Genomic DNA, 21886 nt, shown 5'->3' on the forward strand with positions numbered 1-21886 from the left:
CGGCTTGAAGAAAGTGCCTCACCTTTTCAAACACGAGGGTGGGTAAACAATGAGTTCAGCGACGTTCATGAAGCGGCTCCGCCTTGCCGCGATCCCGGTCCTGGTCCTGGCGATGCAGGCCGCGTTCGCGGAAGCACCGAAGGGACACGGTGACGAGGCGCTTAAGGAATACCAGGCCGGCGGTTCGCCGATGGCCGAGGTGCCGATGCACCACGACATCAACCCGCTGGCGCCGCGGATGTCCGAACCCGAGTTCGAGAAGGCCAAGCGCATCTTCTTCGAGCGCTGCGCCGGCTGTCACGGCGTGCTGCGCAAGGGCGCGACCGGCAAGGCACTGACCCCCGACATCACCCTCGAGAAGGGCCTCGAGTACCTCAAGGTCTTCATCAAGTACGGCTCGCCCGGCGGCATGCCCAACTGGGGCACCTCCGGCGTGCTGAGCGACGACGAGGTCGATCTGATGGCGCGCTACATCCAGCAGACGCCGCCGGCCCCGCCCGAGTACGGCCTCAAGGAGATGGAAGCCTCGTGGAAGGTCCTCATCCCGGTCGACAAGCGTCCGACCAAGAAGATGAACGACCTCAAGCTCGAGAACCTGTTCTCGGTGACGCTGCGTGACGCCGGCAAGATCGCCCTGATCGACGGTGACAGCAAGCAGATCGTCAGCATCCTCGAGACCGGCTACGCGGTGCACATCTCGCGCATGTCGGCCTCCGGCCGCTACCTGTTCGTCATCGGTCGCGACGCCAAGATCAACCTGATCGACCTGTGGATGGAGAAACCCGACACCGTCGCCGAGATCAAGGTCGGTCTCGAGGCGCGTTCGGTGGAAAGCTCCAAGGCCAAGGGCTGGGAAGACAAGTACGCCATCGCCGGCACCTACTGGCCGCCCCAGTTCGTGATCATGGACGGCGACACGCTGCAGCCGCGCAAGATCGTCTCCACCCGCGGCATGGTCGTCGATACCCAGACCTACCACCCCGAGCCGCGCGTGGCGGCGATCATCTCCTCGCACTTCAATCCGGAATTCTTCGTCAACGTGAAGGAAACCGGCATGGTGTATTCGGTGGATTATCGCGACCTCGACAACCTCAAGCTCAAGATGATCGAGGCGGCGCCCTTCCTGCACGACGGCGGCTTCGAGTCCACCCATCGCTACTTCATGGACGCGGCCAACGCCTCGGACAAGATCGCGGTCATCGACACCAAGGAAGGCAAGCTCGAGAAGCTGGTCAGCGTCGGCAAGGTCCCGCATCCGGGCCGCGGCGCCAACTTCGTCGATCCGCAGTTCGGTCCGGTGTGGGCCACCGGCCACCTCGGCGACGAGACGATCTCGCTGATCGGCACCGATCCGGTCAAGCATCCGGACAACGCCTGGAAGGTGGTGCGCACGCTGAAGGGCCTGGGCGGCGGCTCGCTGTTCCTGAAGACCCACCCGAAGTCGAAGAACCTGTGGGTCGATACCACGCTGAACCCGGAGGAGAAGGTTAGCCAGTCGGTCGCGGTGTGGGACATCGACAACATCGACAAGGGCTACGAGCTGATCCCGATCGGCGAATGGTCGGGCATCAAGGAAGGGCCGAAGCGCGTCGTGCAGCCGGAGTACAACAAGGCCGGCGATGAGGTATGGTTCTCGGTCTGGAACGGTGCGGATCAGGAGTCGGCCATCGTGGTGGTCGATGACAAGACGCGCAAGCTGAAGGCCGTCATCCGCGACCCGAAGCTGATCACGCCGACCGGCAAGTTCAACGTCCACAACACGCAGCACGACGTCTACTGAGACTGTTCGCGCGGTTGCGGCGGGAGGATTCGTCCTCCCGCCGCGCCGTTTCCGGCGGCCGAAGCGGACGTGAGGTTCTCCGATTGAGCGCACGACCCTTCAACCGCCGCCAGGTGCTGCGCGACTTCCTGTCGCGCTGCCCGCTGTTTTCCGACCTCGCCACCGCCCAACTGGACGAGCTGTGCGCCGCCGGTCGGCTGCTCGAGCTGCCCGCGCGCACCGCCCTGTACCACTCCGGCGATCCCATGCGCGAGGTCTTCATGCTGTGCGACGGCAGCGTCCTGCGCTACCGCCTGCTCGCCGGCGAGACCCGCAAGATCATCGAACTCGTGCACACGCCGCGGGTGCTCGCGCTCGGCGAGGTGTTCGGCGCGCAGCGCTACGCCTCGGCCTGCGAGACGGTGTCGCCGAGCATCCTGGTCGCGCTCGACGTGCGCGTGCTGCGCAAGCTCGTGCGCCAGGACATCGCCTTCAGCGCCGGCGTGATCGAGGCCCTCGCCCAGCGCCAGTGCGCGATCGAGTTCGACGTTACCGGCCACCACTCCGGCCTGACCGGGGCCCAGCGCATCCTCGACTACCTGATCGAGCTCGCCGGCGGCGAACTGCCGATCGCCGGCGAAACCACGGTCGAGCTCAAGGCCAAGAAGAAAATCCTCGCCGCGCGCATGGGCATCACTCCCGAAGCCTTCTCGCGTAGCCTGCGCGAACTGGCCGACAAGGGCGTGATCGTGGTGGACAAGAGCCGCATCCACATCCAGAACGCCGCCCTGCTCGAGACCGCGCCGAGCGCCGCGCCGCAGCGCCTGAACTTTGCGCGCAAGCTGCGCCGCACCGATGTGGACGACAAGCCGCAGCGCATCGCCGCCGGCAAGCTCATCAATCATTGCGGTCGCCTGCGCCTGCTGACCCAGCGCCAGGCGATCGCCTGGGCGCTCGGCGAACATGGCATCGCGCCTGCCGAGTCCGCCATCCAGCTACGCCAGCGCACCACCGAATTCGAGCGTACGCTCGCCCAGCTCCAGCGTGCGAATCTCGAACCCGAGCCGGCGCGCGCGCTCGAGGCGCTGGGTGCGGCCTGGCTGAGCTACCGCGAGGCCTTGTTCGCTCCCGAATCCGATGCCGGGCGTGTGCTGCGCGCAAGCGAGGAAATCGTCGTCCTCGCCGACGCCCTGACCACGCTCGCCGCGCAGACGGCCGATGGCGGGCCGCACGGGCGTTACGTCAATGTCGCCGGGCGCAATCGCATGCTGTCCCAGCGCATCGTCAAGTTCTTCCTGTTCCAGGACATCGCCGATGCGGCGGAGGAGGCGCAGCGCCAGATCGAGGCCTCGGTCGCTGCCTTCGACGACAATCTGGCCGAGCTGCGCCGCAGTGGCGCCGAGCTGCCGCAACTCGTCGCCCAGCTCGATGAGGTCGGCACGCAGTGGGCTCGGTTGCACGCCGTGCTGGCCCCGTCGACCGAACGCATGCGTCGCAGCCAGCACATCCGCCTGGTGGTGGCCAAGGGCATGCGCCTGCTGCGCCATGTCGATACCGCGGTCAAGCTGTACGAGCGCCTGACCTCCGGGCACTGAGGCCGCGCGCTCAGCGTGCCGCCTGGCCACCGAGCAGGCGGCCGAGCGCCTCCACCTCCGCGGGTAGTCCGGCGGCTGCGCGCGGGGGGCGGCCGGCCAGGGTGTCGATCATGCGCGCGACCACGTCGCCCTGCGGCAGGCTGGCGCCGAAGTGCAGCGTCACGCCACCGCGAAAGATCGCCAGAGTGGGGAAGGTCTCGACGTCGATGTCGCCGACCAGGTCGGCATCGTCCTCGATGTCGGCCCAAGCGAAGACGATGTCGCGCCGCGCCTCGGCAAGCTGGTGCAGCACCTGCCGGAAGTCGCGGCAGGTGCCGCACCAGTCGGCACACAGCGCCAGCACCACGAGGGGTGAGGCGAGCAGGTCGGGATGATCGGGGAGGGCGGAGACGGGGGTCAGCAAGGGGCGTGGTTCGTGCATGGGGCGGCCTGAGGGGACTGCCGGCGTGCGCAGCGATGCCCCTGTCGTGCCGGCCCGCATGCCGCAACCGCGCTGCGGATCAGGCCGGACTGACTTCCCGCGTGCTGCACTTGGCGATGCCGTACTCGGTCTCGACCAGCAGCGGGTAGGAGGCGCCGCTGAAGCGGCCGAAGTTCGAGATGTTATAGCCGATCACGCTGCCCGGCACCTGGCCGATGCGCACGGTGCTGCCGACATGGTAGCCGGCATCGATGGCGCGGAGGATCGATTGCTCGACCGTGCCGTGGTAATGGTGCGCCGCCGAGCGCGGGCGCTGGCCATTGACGACGATGAGCGATTGGTTGTCCATGATGCGCCTCTGCTGTCCGGGAACGGGAGCCGGGATCCAACTCCCGTCGACACCCAATCTACGCCTTTGCCGAGCAGATGGCAGGGCATATCAGCGTCTGCTTGTGATACGGATCACAGCCGTCACGCGAGCGTTTCGACTCGTACGTCCCCCGCTCAGCCGCGGGCGGCGGCGCGCGGCACGAAGCTCACCTTCTGTGCCACGACCGTGTCGCGCATCTTTGCGACATGCGGGCGCAAGGCGCCGACCACGTGCATCTCGCAGCGCTTGCAGTCGAACTTGAGCGTCAGCGTCTCGTCGCCATTCACGAGCTGCATCGGGTCGGGGCGGATGCCCTTCACCTCCTTCGGGCACAGGTTGAAGCTGTAGCGCAGGCAGTGCTTGGTGATCATCAGCGAGACGTCGTCGGTCTCCTGGTTCTCCTCGTAGGCGGCGTCGATGAGCTTGACGCCGTGCCTGGCGTAGAACGCGCGCGCCTTGTCGTTCGACACGTTGGCGAGGTAGCTCAGCGCATCCTGCGGGTAGGGAACCGGCGGCTCGACCGCGGCGGCGCGCGGCGGGCGCGAGTGGGCCTGCAGGCGTGCGGCCTCGAGCTTTTCCACCGCGTCGCGGCGCAGGGCGTTGAGCTGGCCGGCGGGCAGGAAGGGCGCGGCGGGCAGGTCGAGGGTGATCCCGCCGAGGGTGAAGATGGTGCTGCCGAGCTTTCCGAGGTGATCGCGCAGGGTGGCGAGGGCGCGTTCGGCGTTCTGCGCCGGCTCGAAGGCGGCGGCGAGCGTGGCGGTGGCGGCGACGCCGTCCTCGTCGCTCAGCGTCAGCGCGAAGCCGTCGGCAGTGGCGGCAAAACGCGCATCGACGCGGATGCGGCGCTCGGCGGACTTCTTCTCCAGCGCGCGCTCGAATTCGTGATCGTGGTTGCGGAACAGCGAGGTGCCCGGCACCAGGTCGGCCGGTAGCGGCTCGGAGGGGAAGATGCGGTCGATGCCTTCGCCGCCGCCCTCGGCCTCGGCGCGGTTGACGCGCAGGCCGGTGAGCTCGCCCTTCGGGTTGTACCAGGTCAGGCCGTCGGCGTTGTGGATGGGCGCGACGCGCTCGACGTCGAAGAACTTGCGCCCCTTGGTGTCGATCTTCTTCACCCGGCCGATCGGCTCGCCGACGAACTTGGGCGATTCGAAGGCCTCGATGCCGTGCTGGCGCTCGTTGGCGAAGTAGTCGGTGTAGCCGCGGTTGAAGGTCTTGTCGGCCTGCGGGGTGAACAGGAAGGTGGTGCGACCGCTCGAGGCGCGGCGGTACGCGGGCCCATCGGCATCCGGGTGCTCGATGATCTCGTCGAGCAGCGTTCGGTAGTGCGCGGTGATGTTCTTGACGTAGGAGAGGTCCTTGTAACGGCCCTCGATCTTGAACGAACTCACGCCTGCGGCCGCGAGCGCGCGCAGGTTGGCGCTCTGGTTGTTGTCCTTCATCGACAGCATGTGCTGGTTGCTGGCGACGGTGTTGCCGTCCTTGTCCTTGAGGTCGTAGGGCAGGCGGCAGGCCTGCGAGCATTCGCCGCGGTTGGCGCTGCGTCCGGTGTGCGCGTGGCTGATGTAGCACTGGCCGGAGAAGGCCACGCACAGCGCGCCATGCACGAAGTACTCGAGCTGACAGGTGGTGGCGGCGGCGATCTTCCTGACGTCGGCGAGCGACAGCTCGCGCGCCAGCACGATCTGCGAGAAGCCCACGTCCTGCAGGAAGCGCGCCTTGCTCGCGTCGCGGATGTCGGTCTGCGTGCTGGCGTGGAGTTGGATCGGCGGCAGGTCGAGCTCGAGCAGGCCCATGTCCTGCACGATCAGGGCATCCACGCCCGCGTCGTAGAGCTGCCAGATGAGCTTGCGCGCGGGCTCCAGCTCGGCATCGAACAGGATCGTGTTGGTGGCGACGAAGATCTGCGCGTGGTAGCGGTGGGCGTGCTGCACCAGGCGTGCGATGTCTTCCACCGAGTTGTCGGCCGACGAACGCGCACCGAAGGCCGGGCCGCCGATATACACCGCGTCCGCGCCGTGGTTGATGGCCTCGATGCCGAAGTCGGCGGTCTTGGCCGGGGCGAGGAGTTCGAGGGTGTGGCGGTCGGTGCTCATCGGCGTATGGAGTGCGCAAGCGCTTGATCGGAAAGGCGGCGATGATAGCAAGCCGCGCCCCGGCAGGTGCGCCTGCGGGCAAAAAAGCGCGCGTCGCCCGGCACGGGCGACGGATCGCCGGTGGCGCCTGTGCCCGAGCCTGCGCCTAGCCCAGCGCCTGCGCCGCTTCGAGCTGGCGCGCCAGTTCGGCAGCGAAGTTCGCTGCCGCGTCCGGCGTGGCGCCGAGGAAGAGCTCGGGCTCGATCGCCTCGAGCTCCATCAGCACGGGCCGGCCCTCATGGCTCACCAGGTCGACCCGGGCATAGGTGGTCGCCGCAGGGGCGTGCTGGAGCACGGCCTCGGCGAGTGCACGTTCGGCCGCGCCTGGCGCGTGCGGGTGCACCGTGCCGCCGTACATGTCCTGCACACGGTAGTCGCCTGCGGCGGGGCGCTTGCAGATGGCGTGGGAAAAGACCCCGCCGAAGTAGATCAGCGATGCCTCGCCGGCCTCGGCGATGCTGCGCACGAAGGGCTGGACCATGACATCGCCGGCGGCGACCAGGCTCTCCAGATGCGCATTGCACGCGGGGTCGTCGGCCCGCGCACGCAGGGCGCCGATGGCACCGATCGAAACCGCGGGCTTCACCACCACCTCCTCCCAGCCCTGTGCGGCCAGGCGCGCGCCGGCGTCCGTTGCGGCGCGCTCGATCCACAGCGTGGGCACGGTGGCGACACCGCCGGCGGCGAGTTCGCGCAGGTAGCCCTTGTGGCTGTTCCAGGCGATCACCGCAGCCGGGTTGACGAGGCGAGTGAGGGTGCTGGTGCGCTCGGCCCAGGCCAGGAAGGCGTCGAGATGGCGGAAGTAGTCCCACGGCGTGCGCACCACCACGAGGGGGTAGGTGGCCCAGTCCTGTTCGCTGCTCCAGGGCAGCACGTCGGCGGCGATGCCGCGCTGGGCGAGGGCCGCCACGAGCAGGTGGGTCTCGGGATCCGGCTTGGCCATCGTGGCGCCGGTGACGAGGGCGATGCGGGGGGGCTGCGGCATGGGGGCGGGCTCGGTTGTTCGGTAGAGGGCGCGCGCGGGCCGCATCGGCCCGCGCGTGGGCAGCGAGTCTACCGGAGCCCTGTCCCTCATCCCAGGCTGATGCGGCGGAAGTCGTTCACCAGCTTCGCCAGATGCACCAGGAAGCGGGCCGCGAGTGCGCCGTCGATCACGCGGTGATCCCACGACAGGCAGAGCGGCATGATCAGGCGCGGGGTAAACTCCTTGCCGTTCCAGACCGGCTTGATCTGGCTGCGGGTCACACCCAGGATCGCCACCTCGGGCGCGTTGATGATCGGCGTGAAGCCGGTGCCGCCGATCCCGCCCAGGCTCGACACCGTGAAGCAGGCGCCGCTCATGTCGGCCGGCCCGAGCTTGCCCTCGCGCGCCTTTTTCGCCAGCGCGGCCGATTCGGCGGCGATCTCGTAGAGCCCCTTGCGGTCGGCGTCCCTGATGACGGGGACAACGAGACCGTTGGGCGTATCCGCGGCGAAGCCGATGTGGAAGTACTCCTTCAGCACCAGGTTGTCGCCATCGAGGCTGCTGTTGAAGGTCGGGAATTCCTTCAGGGCCGCGACGCTCGCCTTGATCAGGAAAGCGAGCATGGTGAGCTTGGCTGCGTTCGGATCCTTCGCGTTCTCGGCGTTGACCTGATTGCGGAAGGCTTCGAGCTCGGTGACGTCGGCCTCGTCGAAGTTGGTCACGTGCGGGATCAGCACCGCGTTGCGCGACAGGTTCGCACCCGAGATCTTCTTGATCCGCGACAGCGGTTCGAGCTTGATCGGGCCGAACCTGGAGAAATCGACCTTGGGCCAGGGGAGCAGCTCGAGTGTGCTGCCGGGGGCGGCCTGTGCCACGGTCTTGCCCGGCACCACGCCGCTCTGCATCGATGCCTTGACGTGGGCGGTGACATCCTCGCGGGTGATGCGACCGTTGCGTCCGCTGGCTCTGACCGTGGCCAGATCGACGCCGAGCTCGCGCGCGTAATGGCGCACCGAAGGGCTCGCATGGACCTTGCCGCCGGCGACGATCGCCGGCGCGACGACGGGCGACGGGCTCGCCGCTGCAGGCGCAGGCGCGGCCACGGTCGGTGCCGGGGCAGCGGGGGGCGCGGCGGGGGGCGCGGCAGGCGCCGCGGCGGCGGGGCTTTCGGGGACGGACGCAGCGGGCGCTGCCGCGCCGGCGTTGGTGGCCTCGGCGGTGTCGGCGATCTCGATCCGCAGCAGCAGGCTGCCCTCCGAGACGCGGTCGCCGACCGCGACCATGACTTCGCGGACGGTGCCGGCCTGCGGCGCGGGCACGTCCATCGTCGCCTTGTCCGACTCGAGGGTGACGATCGGATCGTCGGCGTTGATCGTGTCGCCCGCCTTCACGAGCACTTCGATCACCGGTACGTTGTTGTAGTCACCGATATCGGGAACGTTTACATCCAGCAAGCGGGTCATTTCGTCTTACCTCGATTAAGTGGAACGCCGCCCTCGGCGCAGGGGCGCGTCGGGCAGGGGGCGTGGTGCGCTGCATCAGCTCCCGATCGGGCTGGGCTTGTCGGCGTCGATGCCGAGGCGGCCGGTAAGACCCTTCAGGATCGAGGCATCGAGCGTGCCCTCGGCGACCAGGCTCTGCAGCGCAGCGAGCGCGATGTAGCGGGCATCGACCTCGAAGAAGTCGCGCAGCGCAGCACGGGTGTCGGAGCGCCCGAAGCCGTCGGTGCCGAGCACCGTGTAGCGGCGCGGCACCCAGTTGCGGATCAGGTCGGGGTAGCCGCGGATGAAGTCGGTCGCCGCCACCACCGGCCCTTCGCGGCTGGCCAGTTGCTCGGTGACCCACGGCGCGCGCGGCGCCTCTTCCGGATGCAGCAGGTTCCAGCGGTCGCAGGCGATGCCGTCCTTGCGCAACTCGCCGAAGCTGGTGGCGCTCCACACGTCGGCGGCGACGCTGAACTCGCGCTCGAGCAGCGCGGCCGCCTCCTGCACCTGGCGCAGGATGCTGCCGCTGCCGAGCAGCTGCACGCGCGGCGCCGCTTCCAGCGCGCTGCCGCGGAGCAGGTAGAGACCGCGACGGATGCCTTCCTCTGCGCCCACCGGCATTGCCGGCTGCTGGTGGTTCTCGTTGTACATCGTGATGTAGTAGAAGCCGGTGTGGTTCTCCGCCATCATGCGGCGCACGCCGTCCTCGACGATGACCGCGACCTCGTAGCCGAAGGCCGGGTCGTAGGCGTGGCAGGTCGGGATCGTTGCGGCATAGATGTGGCTCTGGCCATCCTCGTGCTGCAGGCCTTCGCCGGACAGCGTCGTGCGGCCGGCGGTGGCGCCGAGCAGGAAGCCGCGCGCCTGGCAGTCGGCGGCGTTCCAGATCAGGTCGGCGACGCGCTGGAAGCCGAACATCGAATAGAAGATGTAGAACGGCAGCATCGGTTCGTCGCTGTGCGAGTAGGCGGTGCCGGCCGCGATCCAGGACGCCATCGAGCCGGCCTCCGAGATCCCTTCCTCGAGGATCTGCCCCTTCACATCCTCGCGATAGAACGCGAGCTGGTCGCTGTCCTGCGGCGTGTATTGCTGGCCCCAGGGCGAGTAGATGCCGAACTGGCGGAACATGTCCTGCATGCCGAAGGTGCGCGCCTCGTCGGCCACCACCGGGACGATGCGGGGACCGAGCTGGCTGTCGCGCATCAGCTTGTTGAGCAGGCGCACGAAGGCCATCGTGGTCGAGATCTCGCGCTCGCCCGAGTCGGCATGGAAGGGCACGTAGAGCTCGGGCTGCGACAGTGCGATCGGGCGTGCCTCGCTGGCGCGCGCCGGCACGTAGCCGCCCAGGGCGCTGCGGCGTGCCTGCACGTAGCGCGCTTCGGCGCTGTCCTCGCCCGGGTGGAAGTAGCGCAGTTCGTCGAGGTCCTCGTCGGACAAGGGCAGGCCGAAGCGCTCGCGGAAGCGCTCGAGGTCGGCTCGCGCCAGCTTCTTGGTCTGGTGCGAGGTGTTGGCACCCTGGCCGGAGGCGCCCATGCCATAGCCCTTGGTGGTCTGCGCCAGGATAACGGTCGGCTGGCCACGGTGACCCACGGCCGCGGCATAGGCGGCGTGGATCTTGATCGGGTCGTGGCCGCCACGCTTGAGCGCGTCGATGTCCTGGTCGGACATGTTGGCGACGAGGGCGGCGAGCTCGGGGTAGCGCGAGAAGAAATGCTCGCGGTTGTAGTGCCCGTCGGTGGCGGACAACTTCTGGAACTCGCCGTCGACCGCCTCGGCCATGCGCTTGAGGATCCAGCCGTCGTGGTCGCGGGCGAACAGCACGTCCCAATTGCTGCCCCACATGCACTTGATGACGTTCCAGCCGGCGCCGGCAAACAGGGTCTCGAGTTCCTGCACGATGTTGCCGTTGCCGCGCACCGGGCCGTCGAGGCGCTGCAGGTTGCAGTTCACCACCAGGATCATGTTGTCGAGCTGCTCGCGCGCGGCCAGCGAGATGCCGGCGAGCGACTCGGGCTCGTCCATCTCGCCGTCGCCGACGAAGGCCCACACCTTGCGGTCGCTCGGCGCGGTGATGCCGCGGTGCTCCTGGTAGCGCTGGAAGCGCGCCTGGTAGATGGCGCTGAGCAGGCCCAGGCCCATCGAGCCGGTGGGGAACTGCCAGAAGTCGGGCATCAGCGTCGGGTGCGGATAGGACGACAGGCCGCGACCGATGCCGCCGGAGACCTCGCGCCGGAAGTGCTCGAGGTTGTCGCGGCCGAGCCGGCCTTCGAGGAAGGCGCGAGCATAGATGCCGGGTGCCGAATGGGCCTGGAAATAGACCAGGTCGCCAGGGTGGCTGTCACTGCGGGCGCGGAAGAAGTGGTGAAAGCCCACTTCGTAGAGATCGGCAATCGACGCGTAGGTGGCGATGTGGCCGCCCAGTTCCGGATGCAGCTTGTTGGCACGCGACACCATGGCGAGGGCGTTCCAGCGGTGGATCGCGGTGATGCGCGACTCGAGGTCGAGGTCGCCCGGGTAGGGCGCCTGCGCTTCGACGCCGATCGTGTTGCGGTAGGGGGTGGTGTGGCGGGTGTGAAAACGGCCGCCGGTGCGGCGACCCGATTCGATCAGGCGGTCGACGAGGTACTCCGCGCGCTGAAGACCGTCACGCTCGACGACTTCGGCGAGGCTGTCGAGCCAGTCGCGGGTTTCCTCCGCATCGCTGTCGATCGGCAGGCTGGAGATCGTCTGTTGCGAGATGGCTGTCATGGCCCTTGTGCTCCTTTCGAGGGACCGGCAGGGCCTCCTGCGGGAGGCCTGCCAGTGGGGTGGTGTCGGTGTGATTGCAGTCTAATGGCCTGATTCAATGTTCCTATTGTCCTAGAGCATTGCGTCACGCCGACCCCACGCAGACTGTCTACTTCTTGCGCATCGGCGGCAGGTCGGTGCAGCTGCCGTGGGCCACTTCGGCCGCCATGCCCACCGTCTCGCCCAGGGTCGGGTGCGGGTGGATGGTCTCGCCGATGTCGGTCGCGTCCGCGCCCATCTCGATGGCCAGGCACACCTCGCCGATCATGTCGCCGGCCGAGGGGCCGACGATGGTGCCGCCGATCACGCGGTGCGTCTCGGCATCGAAGATCAGCTTGGTGAAGCCGTAGTCGGCGCCGTTGGCGATCGCGCGGCCACTGGCTGCCCACGGGAACTTGGCGGTGTCGACCTTCTTGCCCTCGGCCTTGGCCTGCGCCTCGGTGTAGCCGACCCAGGCCACTTCCGGATGCGTGTAGGCCACGCCCGGGATCACCGTGGCGTCGAACGCGGCCCGGGCGAGCTCCGACTTGCCTTGTGCCTCGCCTGCGGCGACTTCGGCCGCCACGTGCGCCTCATGCACCGCCTTGTGGGCGAGCATGGGCTGGCCGACGACGTCGCCAATGGCGAAGATGTGCGGCACGTTGGTGCGCATCTGCGCATCGACCGGGATGAAGCCGCGCTCGCCGACGATCACCCCGGCCTTGTCGGCGCCGATCTTGTTGCCGTTGGGCGAACGGCCCGCCGACTGCAGGATCATGTCGTAGCGCACCGGCTCGGCAGGGGCCTTTTCACCCTCGAACTTGACCCACAGGCCGTCTTCCTTGGCCTCGACCGCGACCGTCCTGGTCTTGAGCATGATGTTGTCGAAGCGGTGGGCGTTCTGCTTCTCCCACACCTTGACCGCGTCGCGGTCCGGACCCTGCATCAGGCCGTCCATCATCTCGACCACGTCGATGCGCGCACCGAGCGTGGAATACACCGTCGCCATCTCGAGGCCGATGATGCCGCCGCCGATCACCAGCATCTTGCCCGGCACCTGGCGCAGTTCGAGCGCGCCGGTGGAGTCGACGATGCGCGGATCGCGCGGGATGAAGGGCAGGTGCACCGCGGCCGAACCGGCAGCGATGATGCACTGCTTGAACTTCACCACCTTCTTGGCGCCGGTCTTGTCCTGGCTGCTGCCGGTGGTCTCCTCGACTTCCAGATGGTGCGGGTCGAGGAAGTGGCCGTAGCCGCGGATGACGTCGACCTTGCGCGCCTTGGCCATGCCGGAGAGGCCGCCGGTGAGCTTGCCGATCACGCCGTCCTTGTGCTTCCGGAGCGCATCGACGTCGACCGTGGGCTTGGCGAACGTGATGCCGGCGGTGTCGACGTGCTCGGCCTCCTCGATCACCGCGGCCACGTGCAGCAGCGCCTTGGAGGGGATGCAGCCGACGTTCAGGCACACGCCGCCGAGCGTCGCGTAACGCTCGATGATCGCGGTCCTGAGGCCGAGGTCGGCGGCGCGGAAGGCGGCCGAGTAGCCGCCCGGGCCGGCGCCGAGCACGACCATGTCGTATTCGGCGTCCGCCGTGCCGGCGTGGCTGGCCGCCGTCGGCGCGGCGCTCGGCGTGGCTGTGGGAGCGGCGCCAGCCGCGAGCTTCTGATCCGCCGCCGTGCTGGCGCTACCGGCCGCAGGGCTCGCGGCTGGCGCCGCTCCGACGGCGGCACCGATCGCCTCGACCTTGATCAGGACTGAGCCTTCGCCGACCTTGTCGCCGACCTTGACCAGCACCTCCTTCACGACCCCGGCGGCCGAGGACGGCACGTCCATCGTCGCCTTGTCGGACTCGAGCGTGCAGATCGCGTCATCCACGTTGATGCTGTCGCCGACCTTGACGAACAGCTCGATCACCGGCACTGAATCGAAATCGCCGATGTCCGGAACCTTTACTTCGATCGAATTCATGTGGGGCTCCTGGAGCGCGCAGCGCCCCGAAGGGCGCTGCGATGTGTTGAGGTTTGACTGCGAGGCGGGTCAGGCCTTGGCGAGCGCCTGCTCGAGGTCGGCGATCAGGTCGTCGCCGTCCTCGATGCCGGCCGAGTAGCGGATGAGGCTCTCCGGAATGCCGGCATTGGCCCGCTCCTGCTCGGAGAGCTCGACGTGGCTGGTGGTACGCGGCGGGCCGACGAGGGTGCCGACCGAGCCCAGGCTGGCGGCCTTGTGGGCGTACTTCAGGTTCTCGAGCACGGTCACGACCTTGTCGAAGCCGCCCTTGAGCGAGAAGCTCAGCATGCCGCCGAAGCCGGTCATCTGCTTCCTGGCGATGTCGTGGTTGGGGTGCGTCTCGAGACCGGGGTAGAAAACCTTGTCGACCTTCGGGTGCTGCGACAGCCAGGTGGCCACGCGCATGCCGTTCTCGTTGTGACGCTTGATGCGCAGCTCGAGGGTCTTCATGCCACGCAGGATCATGTAGGCCGAGTGCGGGTGCAGCGTGGCGCCGGTAATCTCGCGATAGTGGAAGATGCGGTCGATCAGGTCCTTGCGCCCGACGGCGAGCCCGCCCATGACGTCGGAGTGGCCGTTGAGGTACTTGGTGGCGCTATAGACGACGATGTCGGCGCCCAGCGTCAGCGGGCGCTGGTTGATCGGGGTGGCGAAGGTGTTGTCGACGACGACGACGGCGCCAACGGCGTGAGCGGCCTTGGCCAGGCGCTCGATGTCGACGATCTTCAGGGTGGGGTTGGTCGGCGTCTCCAGGTAGAGCACCTTGCAGCCCTTGGCGACCTCGCGCTCGATGGCGTCGAAGTCGGAGGTGTCGCACAGGCAGACGTCTACCTGCATGCGCGGCAGGAACTCGATGAAGATCTTGTTCGAGCCGCCGTAGGTGTCCTTCACCGCGACCACCCGCTCACCCGGGGCGAGCAGGGTGAACAGGGTGTTGCTGATCGCCGCCATGCCGGTCGAGAAGCTGGTCGCCTCCTCGCCGCCGTCCATGATGCGGATCTTTTCTTCCAGCGGGCGCACCGTGGGGTTGGTGTTGCGCGAGTAGATGTGACCCTTCTTGCGGCCGAGGGCGACGTCGAACCATTCGCCCATGTCGTCGTAGCCGAAGGTCACCGAGTTGAAGACGGGCAGGCAGATCGCGCCCTCGGCGAACAGGTTCTCCTCGCCGGCCCAGACGGCGGCGGTGCTCGAAGTGTTGAAATCGCTCATTGCTGTTACTCCTCTCAAGTTGGGAATGACTTCCCGGGCCGCGTGTGCGGCAGTGTGTCCATGGGGGGGTGGGGCGGGGCCGGCCTCAGTCGACGATCTCGGCCACGACGGCAAGGGTGTCGCCGCAGCCGATCAGGCCGGGAAAGTGGCGCGCGGCCAGCAGACCGTCGCGCCGGGCGTGGTAGTCCACCGGCGCCGTGCCGGTGCGGCGGACATCGTGCACGCGGGCGATCAACTCGCCCTTCCTCACCGTGTCGCCGAGGTCGCGGCACATCTCCAGTAGGCCGTCGTGCAGACTGGTCACGTAGCAGTCGCCATCGGGCATGTCGAGGCGGACGGTGGGGCGCTGCTCGAGCTCGCCGCGGCAGATGCCGCAGTGGATCAGGAACTGACGCACGCCGCGGTCGGCCACGGCGACGCTGCGCGCGGTGGCGCTGCCGCCGCCGCCCAGCTCGGTGGACACGAAGACCTTGCCGGCGGCCTCGGCGGCGGTGTCGAACATGCCGACCGCGTCGAGTTCGAGCAGGGTCATCGAGTACGGGGCGTTGAAGGCCTGCATCGCCGCGCTGCAGCGCGCCTGCTGCGCCTTGTCGTCGAGCACGTGGATCGCGGCAAAGGGCAGGAAGTCGAGCGTCCGCCCGCCCGAATGGATGTCGAGCACGAAGTCGGCGCGCGGCAATAGGTGGCGCTGGACGTAGTCGGCGATCTTCTCGGTGACCGTGCCGTCGGGCTTGCCCGGAAAGGTCCGGTTGAGGTTGCCGCGATCGATCGGCGAGGTCCGCGTGCCGGCGCGAAAGGCCGGGTAGTTCATGAACGGCACGATGATCAGGCAGCCGCTCACGTCTTCGGCACGTAGCGTGTTGGCGAGCTTGGCGAGCGCGATCGCGCCCTCGTACTCGTCGCCATGGTTGGCGCCGGTCAGCAAGGCGGTCGGACCCTGGCCGTTGCGGATCACGGTGATCGGGATCATCACCGCGCCCCAGGCCGCGTCGTCGCGCGAGTAGGGCAGCTTCAGGAAGCCGTGCTGCACGCCTTGGGCATCGAGATCGATGGTCGGGCTGATGGGGGACGGTCTCATGGTGCTCAATCCTTGACGAACAGTTTTCTGGGCGTGTTGCAGAAGGTCTCGACGCCGGAGTCGGTGATGAGGATGCTCTCGGTGATCTCGAGGCCCCAGTCGTCCTGCCACAGGCCGGGCATGAAGTGGAAGGTCATGCCGGGCTGCAGCACGGTGTCGTCGGTGGGGCGCAGGCTCATGGTCCGCTCGCCCCAGTCGGGCGGGTAGCTGGCGCCGATGGGGTAGCCGCAGCGGCTGCTCTTTTCGATGCCGTAGCGCTTGAGCACGCCGAAGAAGGCGTTGGCGATGTGGGCGCAGGTGTTGCCGGGTTTTGCCGCGTCGAGGCCGGCCTGGATGCCCTCGACGACGGCCTTCTCGGCCTCGATGAAGTGCTGCGGCGGGGTGCCGAGGAAGACCGTGCGCGACTGCGGGCAGTGGTAGCGGCGATAGCAGCCGGCGATCTCGAAGAAGGTGCCGGCGCCGCGCGCGAAGGGGGTGTCGTCCCAGGTCAGGTGGGGCGCGGCGGCGTCGGCGCCGGTGGGCAGCAGCGGCACGATCGCGGGGTAGTCGCCGCCGTGGCCGGGGTGGCCGTTGGCGGCGGGCACGCCGCCGATGCCGGTGGCGTAGATGCGGGCGACCAGCTCGTTCTTGCGCATGCCGGGCTCGATGTGCTCGACGATGTCCTGGTGCATGCGCTCGACGATGCGGGCGGCGATGCGCATGTATTCGATCTCGCGCGGCGACTTGACCGCACGCTGCCAGTTGACGAGCGCGTTGGCATCGATCCAGTGCGCGCGCGGCAGGTGCTTCTGCAGCGACGCGAAGGCGGCAGCGCTGAAGTAGTAGTTGTCCATCTCGACGCCGATGCGCCGCGCCTCCCAGCCGCGTGCGGCGATCACCTCGGTCGCCAGGTAGTCCATCGGATGACGCTCGGTGGACATCACGTAGTGGTCGGGGTAGCGGACGATGTTCTCCGGCTTCAGGTAGACGGTGCGGTCGGCACCGTTGCCGTCCATGCCGCGGCCATACCAGATCGGTTCGCCCTCGGGCCCGACGATGACGCACTGATGGACGTAGAACGACCAGCCGTCATAGCCGGTGAGCCAGTACATGTTGGTCGGGTCGCTGACGACGAGCACGTCGATGCCCTTGTCGGCCATCGCCGCGCGGGTCTTGGCCAGGCGGGCCGCGTACTCCGCGCGCTCGAAAGGCAGTTTCACTTCGCTTGTCATGGGTTGTCCCTCGCTCCTTGGGTGTTGTTGTCGGTGACGCGCAAGCCCCTTAAGGCTTGACGAACAGTTTTCTGGGCGTGTTGCAGAAGGTCTCGACGCCGGAGTCGGTGATGAGGATGCTCTCGGTGATCTCGAGGCCCCAGTCGTCCTGCCACAGGCCGGGCATGAAGTGGAAGGTCATGCCGGGCTGCAGCACGGTGTCGTCGGTGGGGCGCAGGCTCATGGTCCGCTCGCCCCAGTCGGGCGGGTAGCTGGCGCCGATGGGGTAGCCGCAGCGGCTGCTCTTTTCGATGCCGTAGCGCTTGAGCACGCCGAAGAAGGCGTTGGCGATGTGGGCGCAGGTGTTGCCGGGTTTTGCCGCGTCGAGGCCGGCCTGGATGCCCTCGACGACGGCCTTCTCGGCCTCGATGAAGTGCTGCGGCGGGGTGCCGAGGAAGACCGTGCGCGACTGCGGGCAGTGGTAGCGGCGATAGCAGCCGGCGATCTCGAAGAAGGTGCCGGCGCCGCGCGCGAAGGGGGTGTCGTCCCAGGTCAGGTGGGGCGCGGCGGCATCCGCGCCGGTGGGCAGCAGCGGCACGATCGCGGGGTAGTCGCCGCCGTGGCCGGGGTGGCCGTTGGCGGCGGGCACGCCGCCGATGCCGGTGGCGTAGATACGGGCGACCAGCTCGTTCTTGCGCATGCCGGGCTCGATGTGCTCGACGATGTCCTGGTGCATGCGCTCGACGATGCGGGCGGCGATGCGCATGTATTCGATCTCGCGCGGCGACTTGAGCGCGCGCTGCCAGTTGACGAGCGCGTTGGCGTCGATCCAGTGCGTGCGCGGCAGGTGCTTTTGCAGCGCGGCGAAGGCGGCGGCGCTGAAGTAGTAGTTGTCCATCTCGACGCCGATGCGGCGCGCTTCCCAGCCGCGCGCGGCGATCACCTCGGTCGCCAGGTAGTCCATCGGATGGCGCTCGGCGGACTGCACGTAGTGGTCGGGGTAGCCGACGATGTGGTCGGGGGACAGCCAGGTCGTGCGCTTTGCGCCGTTGGCGTCCTGCCCGCGGCCGTACCAGACCGGTTCGCCTTCGGGGCCGACGACGACGCACTGATGGACGTAGAAGGACCAGCCGTCGTAACCGGTGAGCCAGTACATGTTGGTCGGGTCGCTGACGATGAGCACGTCGATGCCGTGCGCGGCCATGGCGGCGCGGGTCGTGGCCAGGCGGGCGTCGAACTCGACGCGGGTGAAGGGCAGGGAGGGCGTCACGGTCATGATCGGGGCTTCGCTCGGGTGGGCGGGCAAGATGAGCTCAGGACTCGAACCGGGTGCCGCGGCCGCTGCCGGCCGCGCGCCCGAAGGCGAGCTGCGCGATGGCGGTGTCCTGCGCGCCGGTGCCGGTGAGGTCGCAGATCGTCACGTCATCGTCGCTGCGTCGGCCTGCGACCTGGCCGGCGATGACCTGGCCGAGCTCGGGCATCACCGCGTCCGCGGCGACGACCCCGGCGGCAATCGCGTGGTGCAGCTCGCCGAGCACCCGTACCTGGGCGAGGCGGTCACAGACGTAGCGGGCCGCGGCGATCGCGTCCGGCGCGATCTCGTTCTTGTGTTCGGCATCCGAGCCCATCGCGGTCACATGCATGCCGGGGCGCAGATGGCGGGTATGGAGCAGCGGCATGCGGCTCGGTGTGGTGGTGACGACGATGTCCGCGCCGGCGACGGCATGCTCGATGTCGGCGGCGGTGTCGATCTCGATGCCGAGGCGGCCGGACATCTCGGCGGCGAGCCGTGCCGCCTGCTCGGGCCGCTGCGCCCACACCGTGGCGTGGGTGATCGGGCGCACCAGGGCCAGCGCCTGCAGCTGCAGCCGGGCCTGCTCGCCTGCGCCCAGGATCGCCACCCGGCGCGCATCGCTGCGGGCCAGCCAGCGCGCGGCGACGGCCCCGGCGGCGGCGGTGCGGATGCTGGTCAGATAGCCGTTGTCGAGCAGCAGCGCCTCGAGCTGGCCGGTACGCGCCGACAGCAGCATCATCATGCCGCTCAGGCTGGGCAGGCCGAGCTTGGGGTTGTCGAAGAAGCCCGGGCTGACCTTGATCGCAAAACTCTCGAACGAAGGCAGGTAGGCCGTCTTCACATCCACCTCGCCGTTCCGCTCGGGAATGTCCAGGCGCAGGATCGGCGGCATTGCCACCGCTTCGGTGGCAAGGGCGAGAAAGGCGCGCTCGACACAATCGATCGTTTCGGTGTCCAGCGTCACGAGCGAGCGCAGGTCGGTCTCGCTGAGCAGGGTGATGGTGGTCATGGTGCACTCGTCCATGGGTGGTCCGGCGGCCCGACGCCCGCCTCTGCAGCGGGGACGACCCGGTCGGTCGGATCGCCGCACTGGCTGTCCTTGTGCCGGCGGCGATTGACCTTGAAACCCAGTTTAGAGTGCTGAAACCGTCTCTCTCTTGTCCTAGTGCATTAAGCGGATCAGAAACTGTGGATCTGCGGGAACTGCCTGAAAACGCCGGCGATGGTGTTGATCGCGGTCTGCACCCGCACATCGCTCACGTCGGCACCCAGGCACAGGCGGATCGCCGCGGGGCGCTGCGAGCCCAGCACCAGGAAGGGGTCGGGCGAGGTGACGGCGATGTTGCGGTCGCGCAATTCCCTCACCAGCGGGTCGAGCAACCAGTGTTCGGGTATGCCCACCCAGGCCGACAAGGCGTTCGGGTGCTGGCCGATGACAAGCTCGCCGAAGGCGTCGCTGACCATGTTCTGGCGCAACTCCATGCGCTTGCGCTGGATCTCGATCAGCGCCTGTGCGGTGCCGTCGCCGATCCAGCGGGTGGCGATCTCGGCCAGCAGCGGCGTGGCCATCCAGCTATTGACGCGCAGGATGCTGTCGGCGCGCAGGGCCATGCGCCGGGGCACGGTCAGGTAGCCGGTGCGCAGGCCGCACATCACCGACTTGGTGAAGCTGGTGCAGTGAAAGCTCAGCTCGGGCAGATAGCTGCTGATCGGCGGCGGACGCTGCCTGAGCAGCGGACCATAGACGTCATCCTCGATGATGTGCACGCCGAAGTTCTCGGCGATCCGGGCGATGGCGCGGCGACGCGAGTCCGGCATCAGGGCCACGGTAGGGTTGTTCAGGTTGGGCGTGCACACCAGCGCGCGGATGCGCTCGTTCGAGCACATGTCCTCGAAGTGCGCCGGCTGGATGCCGTGTTCGTCGATGTCCAGCCCCTTCAGCGTGAAGCCCAGCACCTGGGCCGAGCCGATCACGCCGTGGTCGGTGATGCTCTCGCACAGGACCACGTCGCCCGGGCTCACGAGCGAGGCCAGCGCGATGAAGAGCGCATGCGAGGCGCCGTTGGTGATCAGCACGGTGTCGAGCGAGGGCTGCAGACCCAGCCCGGCCAGCCACTCGAGCGCGGCCGTGCGGTGATACTCGAAGCCGGCGATCGGGCGGCAGTCGCGCATCCACGGCTGGTCGTCCTGGCTGGCGAGCTGGGCGCAGGTCTCCTTCCAGGCCTGGTCGTGCTCGGTGGTATGCACGATGCGCGCGATCGAGAAATCGACGAGAGAGCGCTCGGCGCGGTCGAGCATGTAGGTGGCGACCTTCTCCGTCATCGGTTTGGAGACGAAGCTGCCGCGGCCGACCTCGCAGCGGATCAGGCCGTGCTGCTCGAGTTCCTTGTAGGCGTTGGTGACGGTCTGCACGCTGATCTCCAGGCGTCGGCTGACCTCGCGCTGGGTTGGCAGACGGGCGCCGTCGGCCAGCGTGCCGCGTTCGATGTCGGCGACGATGGCCTGCACCAGGATCTTGTACTTGGACTCGCCGACGCGCGCCTGATCCAGGGCCTGTCGCCAGTTCTCCATCATGTCGCTTCTCCAGTGGCCAGGATTGTCCCGGCATTGTGCCGTGACAATCCTGGCGTGCGGAAGTGCGTCAAGCAGGCTGGCCGTCGACGATGCGGCGGTGCGTCGCCATGTCGATGTTCTGACCGCTGAGCACGACCGCGGTCACGCTGCCCGCCGGGACGCGGCCGCTCTGCAGGGCGGCGATGCCGACGGCGCCGGCCCCCTCGACGATCACCCGCTCCTCGTTGTAGGCATGGCGGATGGCGGTGGCAATCTCGTCCTCGCTCACCAGCACGGTGTCGTCGACCAGGCGCTGCACCATCGGGAAGGTGTAGCGGTTGCCCAGACCGATGCCGCCGCCGAGCGAGTCCGCGAGCGTGGGCAGCTCCTCGACCTGTACCGGGTGACCCGCGCGCAGGCTGGCGTGCATGGCGCAGCCGCGTTCCATGCTGACGCCGATGATGCGGATGTCCGGATTCGCCGACTTCATCGCCAGGGCGATGCCGGCGAGCAGGCCGCCGCCCGACAGCGGCACCAGCACCGTATCGACGGCCGGCAGATCGTCGAGAATCTCGAGGCCGGTCGTGCCCTGGCCGGCGATCACGTCGGCGTGATCGAAGGGCGGCAGCTGGATCAGGCCCTGCTCGCGCACCAGGCGCGCAACCTCGAGCTCGGCCTCGTCCTGGCTGTCGCCGACGATGCGGACCTCGGCACCGAGGGCGCGAATCGATTCGACCTTGTTCGAGGGCACCAGGCGCGACATGCAGATCACCGCGCGCAGCCCCATCGAATGCGCGGCGTGGGCGAGCGCACGGCCATAGTTGCCGGTCGATACGCCGATCACGCCGCGTGTGCGCTCCTCCGCGCTCAGGCGCAGCAGTGCGTTGAGCGCGCCGCGCAGCTTGAAACTGCCGGTGATCTGCAGGCAGTCGAGCTTCAGGTGCACGCTGGCGCCGGTGTGGCGCGACAGACTCGGCGAGGGCACCAGCGGGGTGTGACGGATGAGCCCGCGCAGGCGGGCGCGAGCCTGGAGGAGGTCGATCAGGCGGACTTCGTCTTGCAT

16 protein-coding genes are annotated in these 21886 nt (G+C 68.3%); 2 read left to right on the forward strand and 14 right to left on the reverse strand.

Annotated features, from left to right (window positions below):
• Positions 1-49: 49 nt before the first annotated feature.
• The gene (locus tag AAG895_RS07885; RefSeq protein ID WP_345794942.1) at positions 50-1780 is read left to right on the forward strand and encodes a cytochrome D1 domain-containing protein; all 1731 of its coding nucleotides are present in this window, start codon (positions 50-52) and stop codon (positions 1778-1780) included.
• Positions 1781-1863: 83 nt separating this feature from the next.
• Positions 1864-3354 (forward strand): type IV pili methyl-accepting chemotaxis transducer N-terminal domain-containing protein, encoded by a 1491-nt coding sequence (locus tag AAG895_RS07890; protein ID WP_345794943.1) that lies wholly within the window; start codon positions 1864-1866, stop codon positions 3352-3354.
• Positions 3355-3364: 10 nt separating this feature from the next.
• Here AAG895_RS07890 and AAG895_RS07895 read toward each other — a convergent pair whose 3' ends face one another.
• From AAG895_RS07895 to eutB, 14 genes are all read right to left on the reverse strand, one after another.
• On the reverse strand, positions 3365-3757 hold the full coding sequence (locus AAG895_RS07895) for a thioredoxin family protein (RefSeq protein WP_345794944.1): 393 nt from the start codon (positions 3755-3757) through the stop codon (positions 3365-3367).
• 97 nt (positions 3758-3854) lie between these two features.
• Positions 3855-4124 (reverse strand): hypothetical protein, encoded by a 270-nt coding sequence (locus AAG895_RS07900; protein WP_345794945.1) that lies wholly within the window; start codon positions 4122-4124, stop codon positions 3855-3857.
• 155 nt (positions 4125-4279) lie between these two features.
• Complete coding sequence (locus AAG895_RS07905) at positions 4280-6238, reverse strand: U32 family peptidase (RefSeq protein WP_345794946.1); 1959 nt, start codon at positions 6236-6238, stop codon at positions 4280-4282.
• Positions 6239-6383: 145 nt separating this feature from the next.
• Positions 6384-7262 (reverse strand): hypothetical protein, encoded by an 879-nt coding sequence (locus AAG895_RS07910; RefSeq protein WP_345794947.1) that lies wholly within the window; start codon positions 7260-7262, stop codon positions 6384-6386.
• An 86-nt stretch (positions 7263-7348) separates the two neighbouring features.
• Positions 7349-8704 carry a dihydrolipoyllysine-residue acetyltransferase gene (gene aceF / locus AAG895_RS07915; protein ID WP_345794948.1) on the reverse strand — a complete coding sequence of 452 codons (1356 nt, stop codon included), beginning with the start codon at positions 8702-8704 and terminating at the stop codon, positions 7349-7351.
• A gap of 75 nt (positions 8705-8779) precedes the next feature.
• Entirely contained in the window at positions 8780-11473 is a 2694-nt protein-coding gene (aceE, locus tag AAG895_RS07920; protein ID WP_345794949.1) for a pyruvate dehydrogenase (acetyl-transferring), homodimeric type, read from the reverse strand.
• Between the two features lie 148 nt (positions 11474-11621).
• The gene (gene lpdA / locus AAG895_RS07925) at positions 11622-13460 is read right to left on the reverse strand and encodes a dihydrolipoyl dehydrogenase (protein ID WP_345794950.1); all 1839 of its coding nucleotides are present in this window, start codon (positions 13458-13460) and stop codon (positions 11622-11624) included.
• Between the two features lie 69 nt (positions 13461-13529).
• Entirely contained in the window at positions 13530-14708 is a 1179-nt protein-coding gene (locus tag AAG895_RS07930) for a cystathionine gamma-synthase family protein (RefSeq protein WP_345794951.1), read from the reverse strand.
• 85 nt (positions 14709-14793) lie between these two features.
• Positions 14794-15786: a N(2)-acetyl-L-2,4-diaminobutanoate deacetylase DoeB gene (doeB, locus tag AAG895_RS07935; protein ID WP_345794952.1), complete on the reverse strand. Its 993-nt coding sequence runs from the start codon at positions 15784-15786 to the stop codon at positions 14794-14796.
• 5 nt (positions 15787-15791) lie between these two features.
• The gene (doeA, locus tag AAG895_RS07940) at positions 15792-16997 is read right to left on the reverse strand and encodes an ectoine hydrolase DoeA (protein WP_345794953.1); all 1206 of its coding nucleotides are present in this window, start codon (positions 16995-16997) and stop codon (positions 15792-15794) included.
• 49 nt (positions 16998-17046) lie between these two features.
• The gene (doeA, locus tag AAG895_RS07945) at positions 17047-18252 is read right to left on the reverse strand and encodes an ectoine hydrolase DoeA (protein WP_345794955.1); all 1206 of its coding nucleotides are present in this window, start codon (positions 18250-18252) and stop codon (positions 17047-17049) included.
• A gap of 37 nt (positions 18253-18289) precedes the next feature.
• Positions 18290-19279: a cyclodeaminase gene (locus AAG895_RS07950; protein ID WP_345794956.1), complete on the reverse strand. Its 990-nt coding sequence runs from the start codon at positions 19277-19279 to the stop codon at positions 18290-18292.
• A gap of 170 nt (positions 19280-19449) precedes the next feature.
• On the reverse strand, positions 19450-20844 hold the full coding sequence (locus tag AAG895_RS07955) for a PLP-dependent aminotransferase family protein (protein ID WP_345794957.1): 1395 nt from the start codon (positions 20842-20844) through the stop codon (positions 19450-19452).
• A 67-nt stretch (positions 20845-20911) separates the two neighbouring features.
• Positions 20912-21886 (reverse strand): hydroxyectoine utilization dehydratase EutB, encoded by a 975-nt coding sequence (gene eutB / locus AAG895_RS07960; protein ID WP_345794958.1) that lies wholly within the window; start codon positions 21884-21886, stop codon positions 20912-20914.

Source organism: Thauera sp. JM12B12, assembly GCF_039614725.1.
Classification (GTDB): domain Bacteria; phylum Pseudomonadota; class Gammaproteobacteria; order Burkholderiales; family Rhodocyclaceae; genus Thauera.